The organism is Microbacterium sp. Z11_20 (assembly GCF_057197605.1).
In genome coordinates, this window is the sequence record NZ_JBXVOQ010000001.1 from 604,217 (window position 1) to 620,891 (window position 16,675).

General features: G+C 71.9%; 18 protein-coding genes. 1 reads left to right on the forward strand and 17 read right to left on the reverse strand.

Translation table 11 applies throughout. The features are described from left to right. Positions 1 to 34 precede the first annotated feature (34 nt). The 17 genes from lgt to AC2DFQ_RS02990 all read right to left on the reverse strand — a co-directional run bounded on the left by lgt (position 35) and on the right by AC2DFQ_RS02990 (position 15,473). Positions 35 to 1,018 (reverse strand): prolipoprotein diacylglyceryl transferase, encoded by a 984-nt coding sequence (gene lgt, locus AC2DFQ_RS02910; RefSeq protein ID WP_484509333.1) that lies wholly within the window; start codon positions 1,016 to 1,018, stop codon positions 35 to 37. 36 nt (positions 1,019 to 1,054) lie between these two features. Then, on the reverse strand, positions 1,055 to 1,840 hold the full coding sequence (gene trpA / locus AC2DFQ_RS02915; protein WP_484509332.1) for a tryptophan synthase subunit alpha: 786 nt from the start codon (positions 1,838 to 1,840) through the stop codon (positions 1,055 to 1,057). Then, positions 1,837 to 3,099, reverse strand: coding sequence for a tryptophan synthase subunit beta (gene trpB / locus AC2DFQ_RS02920; protein WP_484509331.1), 1,263 nt, complete (start codon positions 3,097 to 3,099; stop codon positions 1,837 to 1,839). Before trpB ends, trpA begins: the two co-directional genes overlap by 4 nt. Further along, complete coding sequence (trpC, locus tag AC2DFQ_RS02925) at positions 3,096 to 3,905, reverse strand: indole-3-glycerol phosphate synthase TrpC (protein WP_484533127.1); 810 nt, start codon at positions 3,903 to 3,905, stop codon at positions 3,096 to 3,098. Before trpC ends, trpB begins: the two co-directional genes overlap by 4 nt. A 32-nt stretch (positions 3,906 to 3,937) precedes the next feature. After that, entirely contained in the window at positions 3,938 to 4,168 is a 231-nt protein-coding gene (locus AC2DFQ_RS02930; RefSeq protein WP_484509330.1) for a DUF6704 family protein, read from the reverse strand. A gap of 122 nt (positions 4,169 to 4,290) precedes the next feature. Next, positions 4,291 to 4,875 (reverse strand): Trp biosynthesis-associated membrane protein, encoded by a 585-nt coding sequence (locus tag AC2DFQ_RS02935; protein ID WP_484509329.1) that lies wholly within the window; start codon positions 4,873 to 4,875, stop codon positions 4,291 to 4,293. Next, positions 4,872 to 5,231 (reverse strand): phosphoribosyl-AMP cyclohydrolase, encoded by a 360-nt coding sequence (gene hisI / locus AC2DFQ_RS02940; RefSeq protein WP_484509328.1) that lies wholly within the window; start codon positions 5,229 to 5,231, stop codon positions 4,872 to 4,874. Before hisI ends, AC2DFQ_RS02935 begins: the two co-directional genes overlap by 4 nt. Next, positions 5,228 to 5,992, reverse strand: coding sequence for an imidazole glycerol phosphate synthase subunit HisF (gene hisF, locus AC2DFQ_RS02945; protein WP_484509327.1), 765 nt, complete (start codon positions 5,990 to 5,992; stop codon positions 5,228 to 5,230). Before hisF ends, hisI begins: the two co-directional genes overlap by 4 nt. A 16-nt stretch (positions 5,993 to 6,008) precedes the next feature. Beyond that, on the reverse strand, positions 6,009 to 6,851 hold the full coding sequence (hisG, locus tag AC2DFQ_RS02950; RefSeq protein WP_484509326.1) for an ATP phosphoribosyltransferase: 843 nt from the start codon (positions 6,849 to 6,851) through the stop codon (positions 6,009 to 6,011). Positions 6,852 to 6,894: 43 nt separating this feature from the next. Further along, on the reverse strand, positions 6,895 to 7,158 hold the full coding sequence (locus AC2DFQ_RS02955; protein WP_484509325.1) for a phosphoribosyl-ATP diphosphatase: 264 nt from the start codon (positions 7,156 to 7,158) through the stop codon (positions 6,895 to 6,897). Between the two features lie 35 nt (positions 7,159 to 7,193). Next, entirely contained in the window at positions 7,194 to 7,886 is a 693-nt protein-coding gene (gene rpe, locus AC2DFQ_RS02960) for a ribulose-phosphate 3-epimerase (RefSeq protein ID WP_484509324.1), read from the reverse strand. Between the two features lie 20 nt (positions 7,887 to 7,906). Then, positions 7,907 to 9,274, reverse strand: a complete 1,368-nt coding sequence (locus tag AC2DFQ_RS02965) for a transcription antitermination factor NusB (RefSeq protein WP_484533128.1) — start codon at positions 9,272 to 9,274, stop codon at positions 7,907 to 7,909. A 2-nt stretch (positions 9,275 to 9,276) separates the two neighbouring features. Next, positions 9,277 to 10,197 (reverse strand): methionyl-tRNA formyltransferase, encoded by a 921-nt coding sequence (fmt, locus tag AC2DFQ_RS02970; protein ID WP_484532887.1) that lies wholly within the window; start codon positions 10,195 to 10,197, stop codon positions 9,277 to 9,279. Between the two features lie 8 nt (positions 10,198 to 10,205). Next, positions 10,206 to 12,176, reverse strand: coding sequence for a primosomal protein N' family DNA-binding protein (locus tag AC2DFQ_RS02975; RefSeq protein ID WP_484532888.1), 1,971 nt, complete (start codon positions 12,174 to 12,176; stop codon positions 10,206 to 10,208). 27 nt (positions 12,177 to 12,203) lie between these two features. Continuing rightward, complete coding sequence (gene metK, locus AC2DFQ_RS02980; RefSeq protein WP_484532889.1) at positions 12,204 to 13,397, reverse strand: methionine adenosyltransferase; 1,194 nt, start codon at positions 13,395 to 13,397, stop codon at positions 12,204 to 12,206. Positions 13,398 to 13,532: 135 nt separating this feature from the next. Beyond that, on the reverse strand, positions 13,533 to 13,787 hold the full coding sequence (rpoZ, locus tag AC2DFQ_RS02985; protein WP_484509320.1) for a DNA-directed RNA polymerase subunit omega: 255 nt from the start codon (positions 13,785 to 13,787) through the stop codon (positions 13,533 to 13,535). Positions 13,788 to 13,889: 102 nt separating this feature from the next. Continuing rightward, entirely contained in the window at positions 13,890 to 15,473 is a 1,584-nt protein-coding gene (locus AC2DFQ_RS02990) for a gamma-glutamyltransferase (protein WP_484532890.1), read from the reverse strand. 178 nt (positions 15,474 to 15,651) lie between these two features. Between AC2DFQ_RS02990 and AC2DFQ_RS02995 the strand changes: the two genes are divergently transcribed. Then, complete coding sequence (locus tag AC2DFQ_RS02995; RefSeq protein ID WP_484532891.1) at positions 15,652 to 16,635, forward strand: DUF418 domain-containing protein; 984 nt, start codon at positions 15,652 to 15,654, stop codon at positions 16,633 to 16,635. Positions 16,636 to 16,675 lie beyond the last annotated feature (40 nt).

Here is a 16,675-nt window from a genome sequence, read left to right on the forward strand (position 1 = left end):
GCTCAAGATGGGACGACGTCGGCCCAGGTGTTTCCTAACTCGTGGCGGTGGTGCTTGTGGCAGTGCCGACGCGGGTCTCCGTCGCGGGCGGCTCGCTCACGTCGACGAAGTCGTTGGGGTCGGTCGATTGTACAGCCGCTTTGCCCTGAGCTTGCCGACCGGGCACGTACGGCGACGGTTCGAGGCCGGGATGGCGGCGCCGCTGGACGAAGAAGATCACCAGCCCCAGGATCACGCCGGCGATCGCTGCCCACACGTTGGTGCGGAGGCCGAAGTAGATCTCGCTGGGGTCGATCCGGATCGACTCCCACACGATGCGCCCCGCGCTGTACCAGATGAGGTAGACCGCGAACAGGCGTCCCCACTGCAGGCGGAACCGTCGCCCTGCCCACAGGAGCACGGCGACTCCCAGAAGGTTCCAGATCACCTCGTACAGGAAGGTGGGGTGGAACAGGGTGCCGGGCTCGAGCCCGGCGGGGAACGCGGCGTTGTCGCTGTCGATCTCCAGCCCCCACGGCAGGTCGGTGGGAACGCCGAACAGTTCCTGGTTGAACCAGTTGCCGAACCGACCCAGGGCCTGCGCGAGGAGCAGTCCCGGTGCGATCGCGTCGGCGAGGGTCCAGAATCGGATCCCCGTCCAGCGGCATCCGAGCCACGCGCCGACGGCGCCGCCGATGAGCGCACCGTAGATCGCGATGCCGCCCTCCCAGATGCGGAAGACGGCCCAGATGTCGGCGCCCTCCCCGAAGTAGAACCCGGGGTGGGTGAGCACGTGGTAGATCCGCGCGCCGATGATCGCGAGCGGCACGGCCAGCAGCGCGATGTCGATGACGATCCACGGCTCGGCCCCGCGGCGGGTCAGGCGCGCGTTGGTGAGCAGGGTCGCCGCGATGATTCCGGCGATGATGCACAGGGCGTAGAAGTGGATGCGCACCGGGCCCAGATCGATGAAGCTGATCTCGGGGCTCGGGATGCTGCCGAGCACGCCACTGAGGGCGCTCGAGGAGGCGAACGTCATGCGACCGAGTCTAAGCGTGCCGCGGGAAGGTCCGCGTCAGCGGGCGGTGCCGGCCGAGAGGGCGCGGGCCGTCTCGGCCAGGCCGTCCAGGCCGTTGTCGCGCAGGGCGCGGACCAGGGCCGTGCCGACGATGGCCCCGTCGGCGTAGTCGAGGACGGCGCTCACCTGGTCGGGAGTGGAGATGCCGATGCCCACGCACGCGCGCTCGGCGCCGTGCGCGCGCAACCGTCCGACGAGCGTACGGGCGGCAGCATCCAGCTGTGCACGCTCGCCGGTGATGCCCATGGTCGAGACGGTGTAGACGAAGCCGGTGGATGCGGCGGCGATCATCTCCAGGCGCTCGTCGCTCGAGGTGGGCGCAGCCAGGAACACGCGGTCCAGGCCCGTTCGCCTGCTCGCGGCGATCCAGTCCTCCGCCGATTCGGGGGTGATGTCGGGCGTGATGAGCCCCGCGCCGCCGGCGGCGAGGAGGTCGTCGGCGTACCGGTCCACGCCGTACTGCAGCACGGGGTTCCAGTACGTCATCACCAGCACGGGCACATCCACGCGGCTCGTGATCTCCGCGATCGCGGGGAAGAGATCGGGCAGGCGGAAACCACCGGCCAGCGCCGCCTGCGTGGCCTCCTGGATGATCGCACCGTCCATGACGGGGTCGCTGTAGGGCGGGCCGATCTCCAGCACGTCCGCGCCGTTCTCCGCCAGGGTCACCGCCGCTTCGATGCCGGTGCGCAGGTCGGGGAACCCGGCGGGAAGATACCCCACGAAGGCCCCGCGCCCCTCGGCGTGGGCGGCATCGATGGCCGCAGCCACGCGCGAGGTCACAGCTCCACGCCCTCTCCGCTGGCGGCGTCGTCGGCCGGCGGTACGTTCACGATCTCGGCCTGCTGCGCGTCGTACAGCTCGAAATAGCGCGCGGCGGTGTCCATGTCCTTGTCGCCGCGTCCGGAGAGGCAGACGGCGATCACGGCGTCGGGGCCCAGCTCCCGGCCGATCCGCAACGCCCCGGCGAGGGCGTGTGCGGACTCGATCGCGGGGATGATGCCCTCGGTCTCCGACAGCAGCCTCAGCGCCTGCATGGCCTCATCGTCCGTGGCCGGGATGTACTCGGCGCGGCCGATCGATGACAGCCACGCGTGCTCCGGTCCCACGCCGGGGTAATCGAGTCCCGCCGAGATCGAGTGCGACTCCGTCGTCTGGCCGTCCTCGTCCTGCAGCACGAACGTGCGGGCGCCGTGCAGAACGCCCGGGCGGCCCCGTTCGATGGATGCCGCGTGGCGGGGGGTGTCCACCCCGTCCCCGGCGGCCTCCACGCCGTAGAGGCGCACGTCGGCGTCGTCGAGGAAAGCATCGAACATGCCGATCGCGTTGGATCCGCCCCCCACGCACGCGAAGACGGCGTCGGGGAGCCGCCCGGCCTCGTCCAGGAGCTGCGCGCGCGCTTCCTCGCCGATGACCTTCTGGAAATCGCGCACCATGGCGGGGAACGGGTGGGGGCCGGCGGCGGTGCCGAAGATGTAGTTGGTGGTCTCGACGCTCGCGACCCAGTCGCGGTAGGCGTCGTTGATGGCGTCCTTGAGGGTGCGTGAGCCCGTGCGGACGGGGATGACCTCGGCACCGAGGAGGCGCATGCGCGCGACATTCAGCGCCTGGCGCTCGGTGTCGACCTCGCCCATGTAGATCGTGCACGCGAAGCCGAACAGCGCCGCGGCCGTCGCCGTGGCGACCCCGTGCTGCCCCGCGCCGGTTTCGGCGATCACGCGCGTCTTCCCGAGCCGCCGGGTCAGCAGAGCCTGGCCGAGCACGTTGTTGATCTTGTGCGAGCCGGTGTGGTTGAGGTCCTCCCGCTTGAGGAAGACGCGTGCGCCGCCGGCGTGCGCGGCGAAGCGCGGCACCTCGGTGATGGGAGACGGGCGGCCGGCGTAGCTGCGCAGCAGGTGATCGAGCTCGTCGTGGAAGGCGGGGTCGGCCATGGCCGACTCGTACTCCGCCGTGAGTTCGTCGATCGCCGCGATGAGGGATTCCGGCATGAAACGCCCGCCGAAATCGCCGAAGAACGGACCGGATTCTGCACGAAGGCTCACATCGTCCCCCTGGGGCCGGCGGACGGGTGGTTCGAGGCGGCGGCGAGGAATCCGCGGAGCGTCGCCACGGGGTCGCCGGTGACCAGCGCCTCCCCCACGAGCACCGCGTCGGCGCCGGCCGCGCGGTAGTGTGCGACGTCCGCGGGGCTCAGCACGGCGGACTCGGCGACCTTGACCGCGTCGGCGGGGAGGGAGTCCGCGAGCCGCCCGAACAGGTCGCGGTCCAGCTCGAAGGTCGACAGGTCACGGGCGTTGACGCCGACGAGGCGCGCGCCGAGGTCGGAGGCCCGGGCGACCTCGTCGGCGGAGTGCGTTTCCACGAGCGGAGTCATGCCCAGGTCGAGGACGAGGGCGTGGAGCTCTGCCAGTACGCGCTGCTCGAGAGCGGCGACGATGAGCAGGACGAGGTCGGCGCCGGCGGCCCGCGCCTCGAGCACCTGGTACGGGGTGGCGATGAAGTCCTTGCGCAGTACCGGGAGGGAGACGGCATCCTTGACCGCCTCGAGGTCGGCGAGGCTTCCCTTGAAGCGACGCCCCTCGGTCAGCACGGAGATCACTGACGCGCCGCCTTCCTCGTAGAGCGAGGCCTGGCGGGCAGGATCGGGGATCTCGGCGAGGTCACCGCGCGAGGGGCTCGCCCGCTTCACTTCGGCGATGATCTTGACCCGGTCGGCCGGGGCCAGGGCGGTGAGCGCGTCGCGCGCGGGCACCTGGCTGAGGGCGGCCCGTTCGACCTGCGCCAGCGGCTGGCTCAGCGCGCGTTCCGCGGCGTCTTCCACCGCGCCGGCCGTGAGGTCGGCCAGCAGGTTCCGGCTCGGCGCTCGCTCGGAACCCGTGCTCAATGTTCTTTCGCGACGGTTTTCGCGCCGCCCACGCCATATCCGGCGCGGGACATGCCCCAGCCCACGAGCAGACCGACCACCAGCAGACCGGCGGAGGCCCACACCAGCCACTGGGCGTCGAAGAAGAACGCGGTGGTTCCGATCGTGACGGCGACGAGCATGATCGTCACGGCCGTCCACGCGGCTGGCGAGTGTCCGTGGCCGGGGTCGCCGATGTTGCTGCTCATGGGTCTCCTTCGGGGCGGGCACGACGTGTCGTGTGCGGTGTCCAGTCTATCGGTGACCCCGTCGGCTCCGACTCACCGCCGCGGCCCCGTCACCGGGTCGGGTCGTCAGCGCCCCGGCCCCGTCAGCGTGTCGGGTCGTCGCCTCGCGAGAGGTCGTCCCAGGAGTCGACCGCGTCGGCCGGGCGCGATCCCGCCGCATCCGGTGCCGTCCGGTACCGGCGGTCCGCTCCCCCGCGCCATCGACGGGCGGTGACGAGGACGAAGGCACTGACGAGGGCAAGCAACACCTCGGCGACGAGCGTGACCCACGGCCACGGGGTCGACCCGATGTTGTCGACCAGCCCCGAGACGGCGTCCACCCCGGCGATCCCGGTGGCCGCCGTGACGGTGGAGGCCACCGCCGATACCGGAGGAGCGAACGCGAGGGGGGCGGTGAACCACGCCAGGACGACGGCGAGGCACAGGCCCAGGGCGCCGAAGATCACGCGCACCACCGTGCCCACGATCGACAGGGCCGCGCCGAGGGCGAGCACCGCGAGGCTGAGCGGAGTCAGCACGGGCAGGGCGGCCGTCCCCGGCACCAGGAGAGGTGCGCTCGCGCCGTCCGAGAGCACCACGGCGAACCAGGTCTGGGTGCCCGAGATCACGCCGATCGCGCCGGCGGCCAGGGTCGTGACGACAGCGAGCAGGCGTGCGCGGCGGATCATCGCGTGGCGTCGGTCACGGGGTCGAGGTCGTCCGCGTCGAAGCAGGTGCGCGTTCCCGTGTGACAGGCCGGGCCTACCTGCTCGACCCGGATGAGCAGGGCGTCGCCGTCGCAGTCCAGGCGGGCTCCGCGAACGAGCTGGATGTTGCCGGAGGTGTCGCCCTTGCGCCAGTACTCCTGTCGCGAGCGCGACCAGAAGGTGACCCGACCGCTGGTGAGGGTGCGGCGCAGGGCTTCGGCATCCATCCAGCCGAGCATCAGCACCTCACCGGTGTCGTGCTCCTGGATGATCGCGGGCGCGAGCCCCTCGGGGGTGAACGCCACCCGCGCGATCCGCTCCTCGACGCTCTCGCTCATGCGCGCACCTCGATCCCGTCGGCCCGGAGGGCCGCCTTGACGTCGCCGACGGAGAGCATGCCGGAGTGGAACACCGAGGCCGCCAGGACGGCGTCGGCTCCCGCGCGGATCGCGGGGGCGAAGTGCTCGACGGCACCGGCACCGCCAGAGGCGATGACGGGGACGCGGGCGACCTCGCGCATGAGGGAGACCAGCTCCAGGTCGAACCCCTCTTTCGTCCCGTCGGCGTCGATGGAGTTCACCAGCAGCTCCCCCGCTCCCCGTTCGATCGCTTCCGCGGCCCAGGCCAGAGCATCCAGCGTCGTCTCGGTCCGGCCGCCGTGGGTGGTCACGACGAATCCGGATTCCGTCGCCGGGGAGCGCTTGACGTCCAGCGACAGCACGAGCACCTGGGCGCCGAACCGGTCGGCGATCTCGTTCAGGAGGGCCGGACGCGCGATCGCGGCGGAGTTCACCCCGATCTTGTCGGCTCCCACCGCGAGCAGCCGCGCGACGTCGTCGACCGTGCGCACGCCCCCGCCGACGGTGAGCGGAATGAACACCTCTTCGGCCGTGCGCCGCACGACGTCGTAGGTGGTGGCCCGCTGGTCGACCGTGGCGGTCACGTCGAGGAAGGTGATCTCGTCGGCGCCCTGGTCGAAGTACAGCCGCGCGAGCTCGACCGGGTCGCCCATGTCGCGGAGGTTCTCGAAGTTCACTCCCTTGACCACGCGCCCGCCGGCGACGTCGAGGCACGGGATGACACGGCGTGCGAGAGACATCGTCACCACCCCTTCGTCACAGGCGTGCCGCGTGGATCTCGGTCACCAGGATGGCGCGCGCACCGATCGCGTACAGCGCGTCCATCACCTGGTTGACGCCGCGGCGCGGGCTCATGACTCGCACCGCCACCCACTCGGGGTCGCGCAGCGGCGAGATCGTGGGCGACTCGATGCCCGGCGCCACCGCCACCGCGTCATCGACCAGACGCGCAGGCAGGTCGTAGTCGATGAGCACGTAGCGGCGGGCCACGAGCACACCGCGCAGGCGCCGGAGAAGGGTATCGGTGCCGTCCACATCGTGCGGCCCGGCGATGAGCACCGCCTCGGACTGCAGCAGCGCCGGCCCGAAGACCTCCAGGCCCGCTTGGCGCAGCGTCGTGCCCGTCGAGACCACGTCGGCGACGGCATCGGCCACGCCCAGCTGCACGGCGGATTCGACGGCACCGTCCAGCGGCACCAGATCCACGGCGATCCCGCGCTCATCGAGGAAGGCGTCGACGAGGCCCGGGTAGGCCGTGGCCACGCGGACGCCTTCGAGGTCGGTGAGTTCGGTGAAGCGCCCGGCCGGCGCGGCGAAGCGGAACGTCGAGTCGGCGAAACCCAGTGCCTCGATCTCACGGGCGCCGGGCATGCGGGCATCCAGCAGCAGGTCGCGGCCGGTGATGCCGACATCCAGCGCGCCCGAGCCGACGTAGGTGGCGATGTCGCGGGGGCGCAGGTAGAAGAACTCGACCTCGTTGGCGGGGTCGATCACGTGGAGGTCCTTGGGGTCTCGCCGGCCGGTGTATCCGGCCTCGGAGAGCATCTCGGAGGCGGTCTCGGCGAGCGAGCCCTTGTTCGGCACGGCGATGCGCAGCATGGCGGGGCTTTCGTGTGGGGCGGCGAACGGGCGGGTGGGTCGCTCAGAGATGTCGGTAGACGTCCTCGAGGCTGAGCCCCTTCGCGAGCATGAGCACCTGCAGGTGGTACAGCAGCTGGGAGATCTCCTCGGCGGTCGCGGCGTCGGACTCGTACTCCGCAGCCATCCACACCTCGGCGGCCTCTTCCACGACCTTCTTGCCGATGGTGTGGATTCCGGCGTCCAACTGCGCGACAGTGCCTGAGCCGGCAGGGCGCTCGATCGCCTTCGCACTCAGCTCGGCGAACAGGGCGTCGAACGTCTTCACTCAGCCAGGGTATCGAACCTCGGGCGGCCGCCGGGTCAGGCCACCGAATAGTGGCGGCGTGCGAGGGAGCGCAGGTGCGCGATCGCCGCATCCGGGTCGCCCGAGCCGAACACCGCGGAACCCGCGACGAACGTGTCCGCTCCGGCCTCGGCGGCCTCGGCGATCGTGGATTCGGAGATGCCGCCGTCGACCTGGAACCACACCGACGACCCGCGACGGCGCGCCTCGTCGACGAGCGCGCGGAGTTTCGGCATCGTCTCCGGGCGGAAGGACTGTCCACCGAACCCGGGCTCGACGGTCATGACGAGGACCTGGTCGAACTCGTCGAGGACTTCCAGCAGACCCTCGCCGGGGGTGTCGGGTTTGATCGCGACGCCGGCGCGCGCCCCGATGTCACGCAGACGCCGGGCGAGGGTGACCGGCTCGGCGGATGCTTCGAGATGGAACGTCACGGACGCTGCCCCGAGCTCCGCGTACGCCGGTGCCCAACGCTCGGGCTCGTCGATCATGAGGTGCACGTCCAGCGGCACGGGGCTGGTGTCCTGGATGCGGCCCACCATCTGCGGGCCGAACGTGAGGTTCGGGACGAAGTGGTTGTCCATGACGTCCACGTGCACGAAGTCGGCCCCGGAGATGCGCGCCAGCTCCGACTGCATGTTCACGAAGTCGGCGGCGAGGATGCTGGGGTTGATCCGGACGATATCGCCGGAGTCGCGGGGAGGGGCCACGGCTCCATTATGACCAGCGCTCATCCGGCCGTCTTGCGCAGGAGCGCGATCGACATCGCGTCGGTGCCGTGGCGGTGCGGCCATAGCTGCGCGCGACCCGATCCGTCGGTCTGCTCCGGCAGCTCGATCGGCGAGCGGGAGATCGCCCGGAGCACCTCTCGCGCGTCGAGTTCCTCGACGGTGTCGCCGAGCTCGCGGCGGACGTCGGCGAGAACTCCGGCCGTCTCGGCGAGGTGCGGTGAGCACGTGACGTACGCGACGATGCCGCCGGGCTTGAGGCCCGTGACGGCGGCGAGGACCAGCTCACGCTGAAGGGCGGCGAGCCCGGGCACATCGGCGGGGCTCTTCCGCCACCGCGCCTCCGGACGACGCCGGAGGGCGCCGATGCCCGTGCACGGCGCGTCCACGAGGATCCGGTCGTAGGAGCCGGGCGCGGATGCGGCGCGGACACGCCCGTCCTCCTCCGACACGGGCACGTCCAGTGGGATGCCGGCGACGGCGCGGCGCACGAGCTCTGCCCGGGCCGGTGCGACCTCGTTGGCCTCCAGGGACGCGCCGGTGGCGAGCGCTTCGGCCGCCAGCAGCGCGGTCTTACCCCCCGGCCCCGCGCACAGATCGAGCCACCGCTCCCCCGCCTGCACCGGGGTGGCACGGCTGAGAGCGAGGGCAGCCAGCTGCGACCCCTCATCCTGGACGCGGATGGCGCCGCCACTCGCGCTGACGGTCGCCTCCGGGTCGCCTCCGGCCAACGGATAGGCGTAGGGCGAGTAGCGGCCGACCGGTGCGTCGCGGGGCATGTCCGCCAGGCCCGGGAGCGCCGCCAGCGTCACCCGCGGAGCGTCGTTGTCGGCCAGGAGAAGGTCGCCGAGCTCGTCGGCGCGGCCCTCGGCGGCGAGGGCACGCCGGAGCGCCCGCACGATCCACACCGGATGCGACGAGGCCAGCGAGATCCGCTCGTCGTTGGAGCGCGCGGCCTCGCTCACCCGCGCGAGCCAGGTCCCCGGGGTGTCGCGGGCCACGCGGCGGAGGACCGCGTTGCCGAATCCGGCGGGGCCGCGCCCGGCGACGCGGCGGATGAGCTCCACGGATTCGTTGACGGCGGCGTGGGAGGCCACTCGCGTGGAGAGGAGCTGGTGGACCCCCAGCCGCAGCGCGTCGCGCACCGGAGGATCGATGTCGTCGGCGGGGCGGTCGGCGGCCAGGGCGATGACGGCGTCGTAGGTCCCGCGGCGCCGGAGCGTGCCGTAGGTCAGCTCGGTCGCCAGCGCCGCATCCTTCGTGTCCAATCCGGCGCGCTGGATCGCGTGCGGCAGGAGCAGGTTGGCGTACGCGTCAGCCTCATCGACGGCGCGCAGCACGTCGTAGGCGACCTGCCGCGCTTTCTGCACGCTCACGCTCCCGCCCTCGGCCGGTCTGCGCGCAGCCCGCGCCACCAGTCGGGAGCGGCCATGGCGCCGCGTCCGGCGGGCTGGACGGTGATCAGTTCGACCGGGTCGGTGCCGGTTCCCACCAGCACCCGCCGGTCCACCAGCGCGATGTCACCGGCCGGGAGGGGCGGCACGTCGGCGGGCGGTGAGGATGCCCGCGCGACCTTCACCCGCGCACCGTCCACGGTCGTGTGCGCACCCGGCTCAGGGGTGGCTCCACGGATGCGGGCGAGCACCGCGGCCGCGTCCGCGGTCCAATCGATGACGCCGTCGGCGAGGGTGAGCTTGGGGGCGAAGGTCGGCTCCCCCGCCTGCGGCACGGCGGTCGCGCGTCCCGCGGCGATGTCGTCCACGACGCGGGCGAGGAGGTTCGCGCCGGAGGAGGCGAGGGCATCGAGCGCCTCGCCGGCGGTCGCCTCCGCCGCGGGGAAGGGCTCCTCCGCGAACACGGGACCCGCGTCCAGCTCCGGGACGAGTTGGAACACGCTGGCACCCAGTGTGTCGTCACCGGCGAGCAGCGCACGCTGCACGGGAGCGGCACCTCGCCAGCGCGGCAGGAGGGAGAAATGCAGGTTGATCCAGCCGTGCGCGGGCGCGGAGAGCAGCGGTTCGCGCACGAGCGCGCCGTACGCCACGATCACGCCGAGATCAGGGGCGAGCTCGGTCACCGTGCGGGTGACCTCGTCGTCGAGACGGTCGGCCTTCACGACGGGGAGGCTCAGCTCGACGGCGGTCTGAGCCACCGGCGATGGCGTGAGGACACGTTTACGGCCGAGCGGTGCGTCCGTCCGCGTGAGCACCGCCACGATGTCGTGCGGCCCGGCCGCGAGGGCGCGCAGGGAAGGGACGGCCGCCGCAGGCGTGCCGGCGAAGACGAGGCGCATGGTTCTCCTCACAGGTCCGGTTCGGGGATGTCGAACCGGACTCTGAGTGTATTGCGGGCACGTGTGCCCTTGCCGCGCGCACGGGCACGCGCCTGGACGGCATCGGCGATGACGCTCGCCCGCAGGCTCTCGGCCACGGCGCGCCCCGCCGCGTAGTCGAACCGCACGAGAGCGCGGGCGGCGGGCGCGTCGGCGTCGGCGGTGCGGATGACGGGGCCGAGGATCGCGTCGGCAACGAGATCGGGGACGTCGGCGCGGAGCCGGTCGAGCGCGGTGTCGACGGCCTTCGGCGGACCCTCCACCGAGGCCAGCCGGGACGCGGGAGGCATGTGCAGCGGCGCCCGCTCTGCCAGCTCCCCCCGCGCGTAGGAGGGCTGAGTCCACGTCGCCAGTGCCCGGGCGACCGGGCCGGTCACCCCCACCAGGTGCACGGGCGCCCCCGGGGAGGCCTGGGCGGCCGCGTTGGACCACCACCGCAGGCAGTCCTCGCCGATGTGCAGAGCCTCGGACATCAGCATCCGCTCGCCGTCCAGCAGGACCACCGCGGCGTATCCGCCCGGGGCGAAGGGCTCGGCACCCCGCGTGGCCACGACCAGCGCGGGCATCCCGTCGACCTCGGCGACGGGATGCGCACCGTCGGAGATGATCACCCGCACCCCCGGGAAGGCTCGGCCCAGCTCGTCGGCCGTGCGCTCGCTGCCCGAGGAGGCCATCCGTACGGTCTTCGCCTCGCAGTGCGGGCACACCCACCCGTGGGCACTGCGTCCGCACCACGCGCAGGTGGGCGTGGCCCCGGGGCGCGCAGCGCGCAGCGGCCCGGCGCAGAACGCACAGCGGGCGGGGCGGCGGCACTCCCCGCACACCAGCGACGGGGCGTACCCGGGGCGGGAGACCTGGATGAGCACCGGCCCGTGCGCGACCGCATCCCGGGCCGCCTGGAACGCCGCAGAGGGAACGCGGGATCCTCGTTCGCCCTCGCGCATCGCGCTGAGGACGACGCGGGGCGACGCGCGCCGGCTCGCGGTGATCTCCCGCACCCAGCGCACCTCCACCAGACGCTGCACGTCGGTGGTGCGCGTGTGCCCGGCCAGCAGCAGGGCGGAGCCTTCCAGCTCCTGCCGCACGAGGGCCGCGTCGCGGGCGTGCACACCGGGGCTGAGCGGTTCCGACAGCAGCGGGTCGCCGTCGTCCCACACGGCGACGAGTCCTGCGCGAACCGGCGCGTACACCGCCGAGCGGCGCCCGATCACGATGCACGGTGCATCGTCGAGCATGCGCAGGAACTGCGCGTACCGCGCCGGGCCCGACTGGTCGGCATCGTCGCGGACGACCGCCTCGGCGGAGACGAAGGCCGCCAGTGCCCGTTCGAGCTCGGCCTGGTCGCGGTAGTCGGGCACGACGAGGATGGCGCTCCGGCCCTCCGACAGGGTGCGGGCGGCGGCGGCGGCCAGGAGCACCGCCCACGCACCGGCCGCGATGGTGCGAGAAGGTCGTGGCGGTGCATCCACGGCCATGCGTTCGCCCGCGGCGATGCCGGCGACCAGGCCGGGATACTCGCCGAGGGCGAGGTCGGCGCGGGCGAGGGCGTCCGCGTCCGGTGCGGCGGCGACCGGGGCGTCGGCGGCCAGCCACGCCTTCTCCGCCCGCACCATGCGTTTGGGGATCGTGAGGCGGAGGATGTCGGCGGCGGACCCCGCCGCGCGGTCGGCCACGCGTCGCGCGAGAGCGTAGAGCGGGGCGGGCAGTACGCGGACCGGGGAGACCACCGCGTCGATCTCCGACAGCGGCCGGTCGCCGTCGTCCTCGTCGTCGATCTCCACGACGTAGCCGTCGATGATCCGCCCGGCCGAGCGCAGCGGCACGCGGACGCGGACGCCGGGGGCAACGTCCGCGTCGCCGGGGATCGCGTAGTCGAACAGGCGGTCCAGCTGCGGCAGCGGCGAATCCAGCAGCACGCGCGCCACGCGCCGGGTGGTCATCCGGCCGGCCCGCCGAGCGCGGTCACGTCACATCCCGGCGGCGGCACGCAGCTCGTCGACGCGGTCGGTGCGCTCCCACGTGAAGTCGGGGAGCTCGCGGCCGAAGTGCCCGTACGCGGCCGTCTGCGCGTAGATGGGGCGGAGCAGGTCGAGGGAGTCGATGATCGCCTTGGGGCGGAGATCGAAGACATCCAGGATCGCTCGTGTGATCGCCTCGTCGTCGATGCGGCCCGTGCCGAAGCTCTCGACGTACAACCCCACCGGGCTCGCCTTGCCGATGGCGTAGGCCACCTGCACCTCGAGACGGTCGGCCAGGCCCGCCGCGACGGCGTTCTTGGCGACCCAGCGCATCGCGTACGCGGCGGAGCGGTCGACCTTGGAGGGATCCTTGCCGCTGAACGCTCCCCCGCCGTGGCGGGCCGCTCCCCCGTACGTGTCGATGATGATCTTGCGGCCGGTGAGCCCGGCGTCGCCCTTCGGCCCGCCCACGACGAAGGGGCCGGCCGGGTTGATGTAGTACTTCACATCCGGCAGGTCCAAGCCCGTGTCGGCCAGCACGGGGTCGATGACCTCCGCCCGCACGCGCTCGCGCAGGTCTTCCTGGGAGATGTCGGGGTGGTGCTGGGTGGAGAGCACGACCGACTCCACGGTGCGCGGCGTCTGACCGTCGTAGCCGAGGGTGATCTGCGTCTTCCCGTCGGGGCGGAGGAACGGCAGCCGCCCGTCGCGCCGGACTGCCGCCAGGCGCTCGGCCATGCGGTGCGCCGTCCAGCTGGCCATCGGCATGAGCTCAGGGGTCTCGGTGGTGGCGAAGCCGAACATGATGCCCTGGTCGCCCGCGCCCTGCTCGTCCCGCGGGTCGATCGACCCGCGCTCGCGCTGCTCGAAGGCGCGATTGACGCCCGCGGCGATGTCGGAGGACTGCGCGCCGATCGATACGCTGACCCCGCACGACTCCCCGTCGAAGCCGGTGTCGCTCGAGGTGTAGCCGATGCGGTTGACGACGTCCCGCACGATCGCGGGGATCTCGACGTACGCCCGGGTGGAGACCTCCCCCGCCACGTGCACGAGACCCGTGGTCACGAGCGTCTCCACCGCGACGCGGCCCGTCGGGTCTTCGGTGAGGATGGCGTCGAGGATGCTGTCGGAGATCTGGTCGCAGATCTTGTCGGGGTGCCCCTCGGTGACGGACTCGGACGTGAACAGCCGAAGCTCGGTCATGCATGCTCCCTCGGGGGCAGAAGCTGATTCGGGTGAGTGGAACGGACACGAGTATGCCCCGGAGGGCGGACACCGGCTGAGCGAACGTCAGCGTGGCGAAACGCCCGTCCGGGGCGACTCATGCCCCGCGCGAGGTCACTCGACGTGACGCAGGCGCAGCTTGTCTTCGTGGATCTCGTGCAGCGCGATGGTGAGGGGCTTGTCCTCGACGGTCGAGTCCACGAGGGGGCCGACGTTGTCGAACAGGTTGCCCTCGTGCAGGTCCGAGTAGTAGTCGTTGATCTGACGCGCCCGCTTGGATGCGTAGATGACGAGCTGGTACTTGGAGTCCACCTTCTCGAGCAGGCTGTCGATGGGGGGATCGATGATGCCCTGGTTCGTTCCGGCCATGGCGAAACCTCCTGATTAAGCGACGGTCGTCGCGCAGTGAAGCGGCGCGATCGGCGCCGAAGCGTCCCCCCAGTGTACCGTGCCCGGTTGGGAGCCGGCGTGTCATCCGCCCTGTTCGAGGAGGGCGAATCCCGCGGTGCGACGGTCGTCGGCGTGACCATGCACGGTACGGGTGTTCCAGTCGACGGCGAGCGCCTGAACCGACCCGAACCGCGCGTGTCGCCCGACCGAGGTCGCTGAGTAACCCAGCGCCCGCAGGTCCGCGGCGAGCGCGGCGTCCTCCGTCGTGATGGAGCCGTCCGGTTCGCCGTGGAATCGCGCGCTCTGCACCGCCTGGTCGAGGGGGAGCCTGTGCAGCGCCCACAGCGTCGTGACCTGGGCGACCGCGTTGAGGATCTGCCGTCCCCCGGGCGAGCCGACGACGAGGGCCACGCGCCCTTCGCCGTCCAACAGGATCGTCGGAGTCGACCAGCTCACCGGGCGTGCGCCCGCGCGAGCCGGATCGGGCGTCTGCCCGAATCGGATCAGCTGATTGTTGAGGAAGAATCCGCCGACCCGGGTGCCCGAGCCCCAGAAGTCCATGATCGTGTTGGTCATGGAGACCGCGCGGCCATCGGGGTCGACCACGGAGATGTGCGTGGTGTTGCCCGTCGTATCCGGACCCGACGCGATGGCCGACGCGGCGGCGGGTGCGGCGGCCAGAGCGGCGTTCGCCGCGGGATCGGTCAGGTGGTCGGTGGGAACCGGACCGAACGCCGGGTCGCTGAAGGCGCGCACGGACTGTTCCGCGACCCGCCAGGCCCGCGTCTGCGCATCGGCGAACGCCGCGGATCCGGCCGGGACGTCGCCGATCCCCCGCGCTTCGGCGATCTGCAGCTGCTGGATGAGCGCGGCGCCCGCCAGCGCGGGCGACGCGGAGACGACCTCGTACCCGGCGAACGGGCCGCGCGGAGGGTCGGTGCGCTGAACGCGATACGCGGCGAGGGATTCGGCGTCGATCCCGTCGACCCCGGTGAGAGCCGGGACGAGCGAACCCGTGTAGAAGGCGGCGGGGCCTTCGGACTGCAGCGTGCGCAGCGTCGCGGCGAGCTCCGGCTGGACCAGCACGTCTCCCTCGCGCACGCGAAGGTCGGCGGTCGGCGCCTTCGCGAGGTAGGACGCCACGTACGCGGTCACCACGGCGCCCTCCTCGGCGAGCCGAACGGCGGGTTCGAGGACGTCCGCCCACGGCAGCACGCCCCCGTTCGCGTGCAGGTCTGCCATGCCTGCGACGAATCCGGGGATCCCCGTGAGGCTCGAGGGCATCCGCCCCGACATGCGCAGAGTCTCGCGGAAGTCGACGTTGACCACCTGATCCCCATCGACGACGACCGCGTTGCCGCCGCCGCCGATGCCCGACGCGAAGGGCTGGACGACCGCGTCGGCGAAAGCGGCCGCAACGGCCGCGTCCAGCGCCGTCCCACCCGCCGCGAGGACGTCGCGTCCGGCCTCAGCCGACAGGGGATGCCCGGCGCTCACGCCGCCCGCGCCCAGCGCGGGCGCCGCCGAGGGCGTCGTCGGCGTGGGTTCTGGTGGCGCGGTGGTCATCGGCGTCGGGGTGGACTGCGGCGCGGCGGCGGTGCAGCCCGACAGCGCCAGGGCGAGGATCGAAAGCACCGCGAGAACCGGTGCGCGTGAGGAGGCCATCGACGGAAGATAACCGCCCTGAGACGGGCCCGCCTGCGAATTCCCCGGTAGAAGCGCGAGACGCACCCGTTTCACAGATCGCGCAAGGTCGACACGCAGGGTCGCCGCTTTCACTGTGGCCGTGCATCTCGAAATGGACGTCCAAGAGCGGTGGCACCGGCAGGGGCATCGAACGAGGATGTCGGCGATCGACGCGGTCCGAGGGCTCGCGGTGATCGGGATGCTTCTGGTGAATGTCCATCCGACCCCCAGCGACGTTCTGCTGTACGAGCTGTACATGCTGCCGGCGGGCCGTGCTTCCGTGCTGTTCGTCGTGGTGGCGGGAATCGGCATGACCCTGGCGCTGCAGCGCGGGATCCAGACGCGGATCGTGCTGTGGCGCGTGGCGGTCCTGCTGGTCCTGGGTGCCGCGCTGCTGCCCCTGCCTCACGACATCAACATCATCCTGCCCGTCTACGCTGCCGCGTTCGTGGTCGCCCTCCTCCTGCGCGGGCTCTCCACCCGAGTGCTCATCGTGTTCGCATCGGTGCTCGCAATCAGCGGCCCGACGCTGCTCCTCAGCGAGCGCATCTCAGGAGCGGCTACGTTGCGTCAATTCGTCGCGAAGGACAATCCGTTGCACGCCGTCCTCTTGAGCGGCCCCTACCCGCTCGTGATCTGGCTGGTGCCGTTCGTGGTCGGAATGATCGTGGGGCGGTTGAACCTGTCGGACCACCGCGTGCCTGAGCGCATGGTCACCGCAGGCGCGGTGGCCACGATCCTTCCGCTGGCCGTCGATGCGCTGGCGGGCGACTGCCACGAAGGCTGGGGGCTCCTTCTGACCGCAGCCGCCCACGGCCAGATGCCCCTGTGGATCATCAGCGCCGTCGGCAGCGCGATCCTGCTGACCGGTGCTCTGCTCCTGGTCCGTGAGCGCGGGCAGAGGCTGCTGGCGCCGCTCAGTATGCTCGGGCGGATGTCGCTGACGATGTACGTCCTGCACGTGCTCCTGCTGGTGTTGATCCGCCCGTTCGGAGATCTCGACGTGCACGGCGCGATCGTCGTCTCGGCTGCGATCCTCGCGGTGATGTTCACCGTGGCAGCCCTGCTGCAGAGCAGGAGCCCGATCGGCCCGCTGGAGTGGCTGAGCCGCGGCAGGTGGCTGCGACCTTCGCCGAGGTGATCATCACGGCGCGGCCAAGGTGGCGACGCCTCGGCCGCGC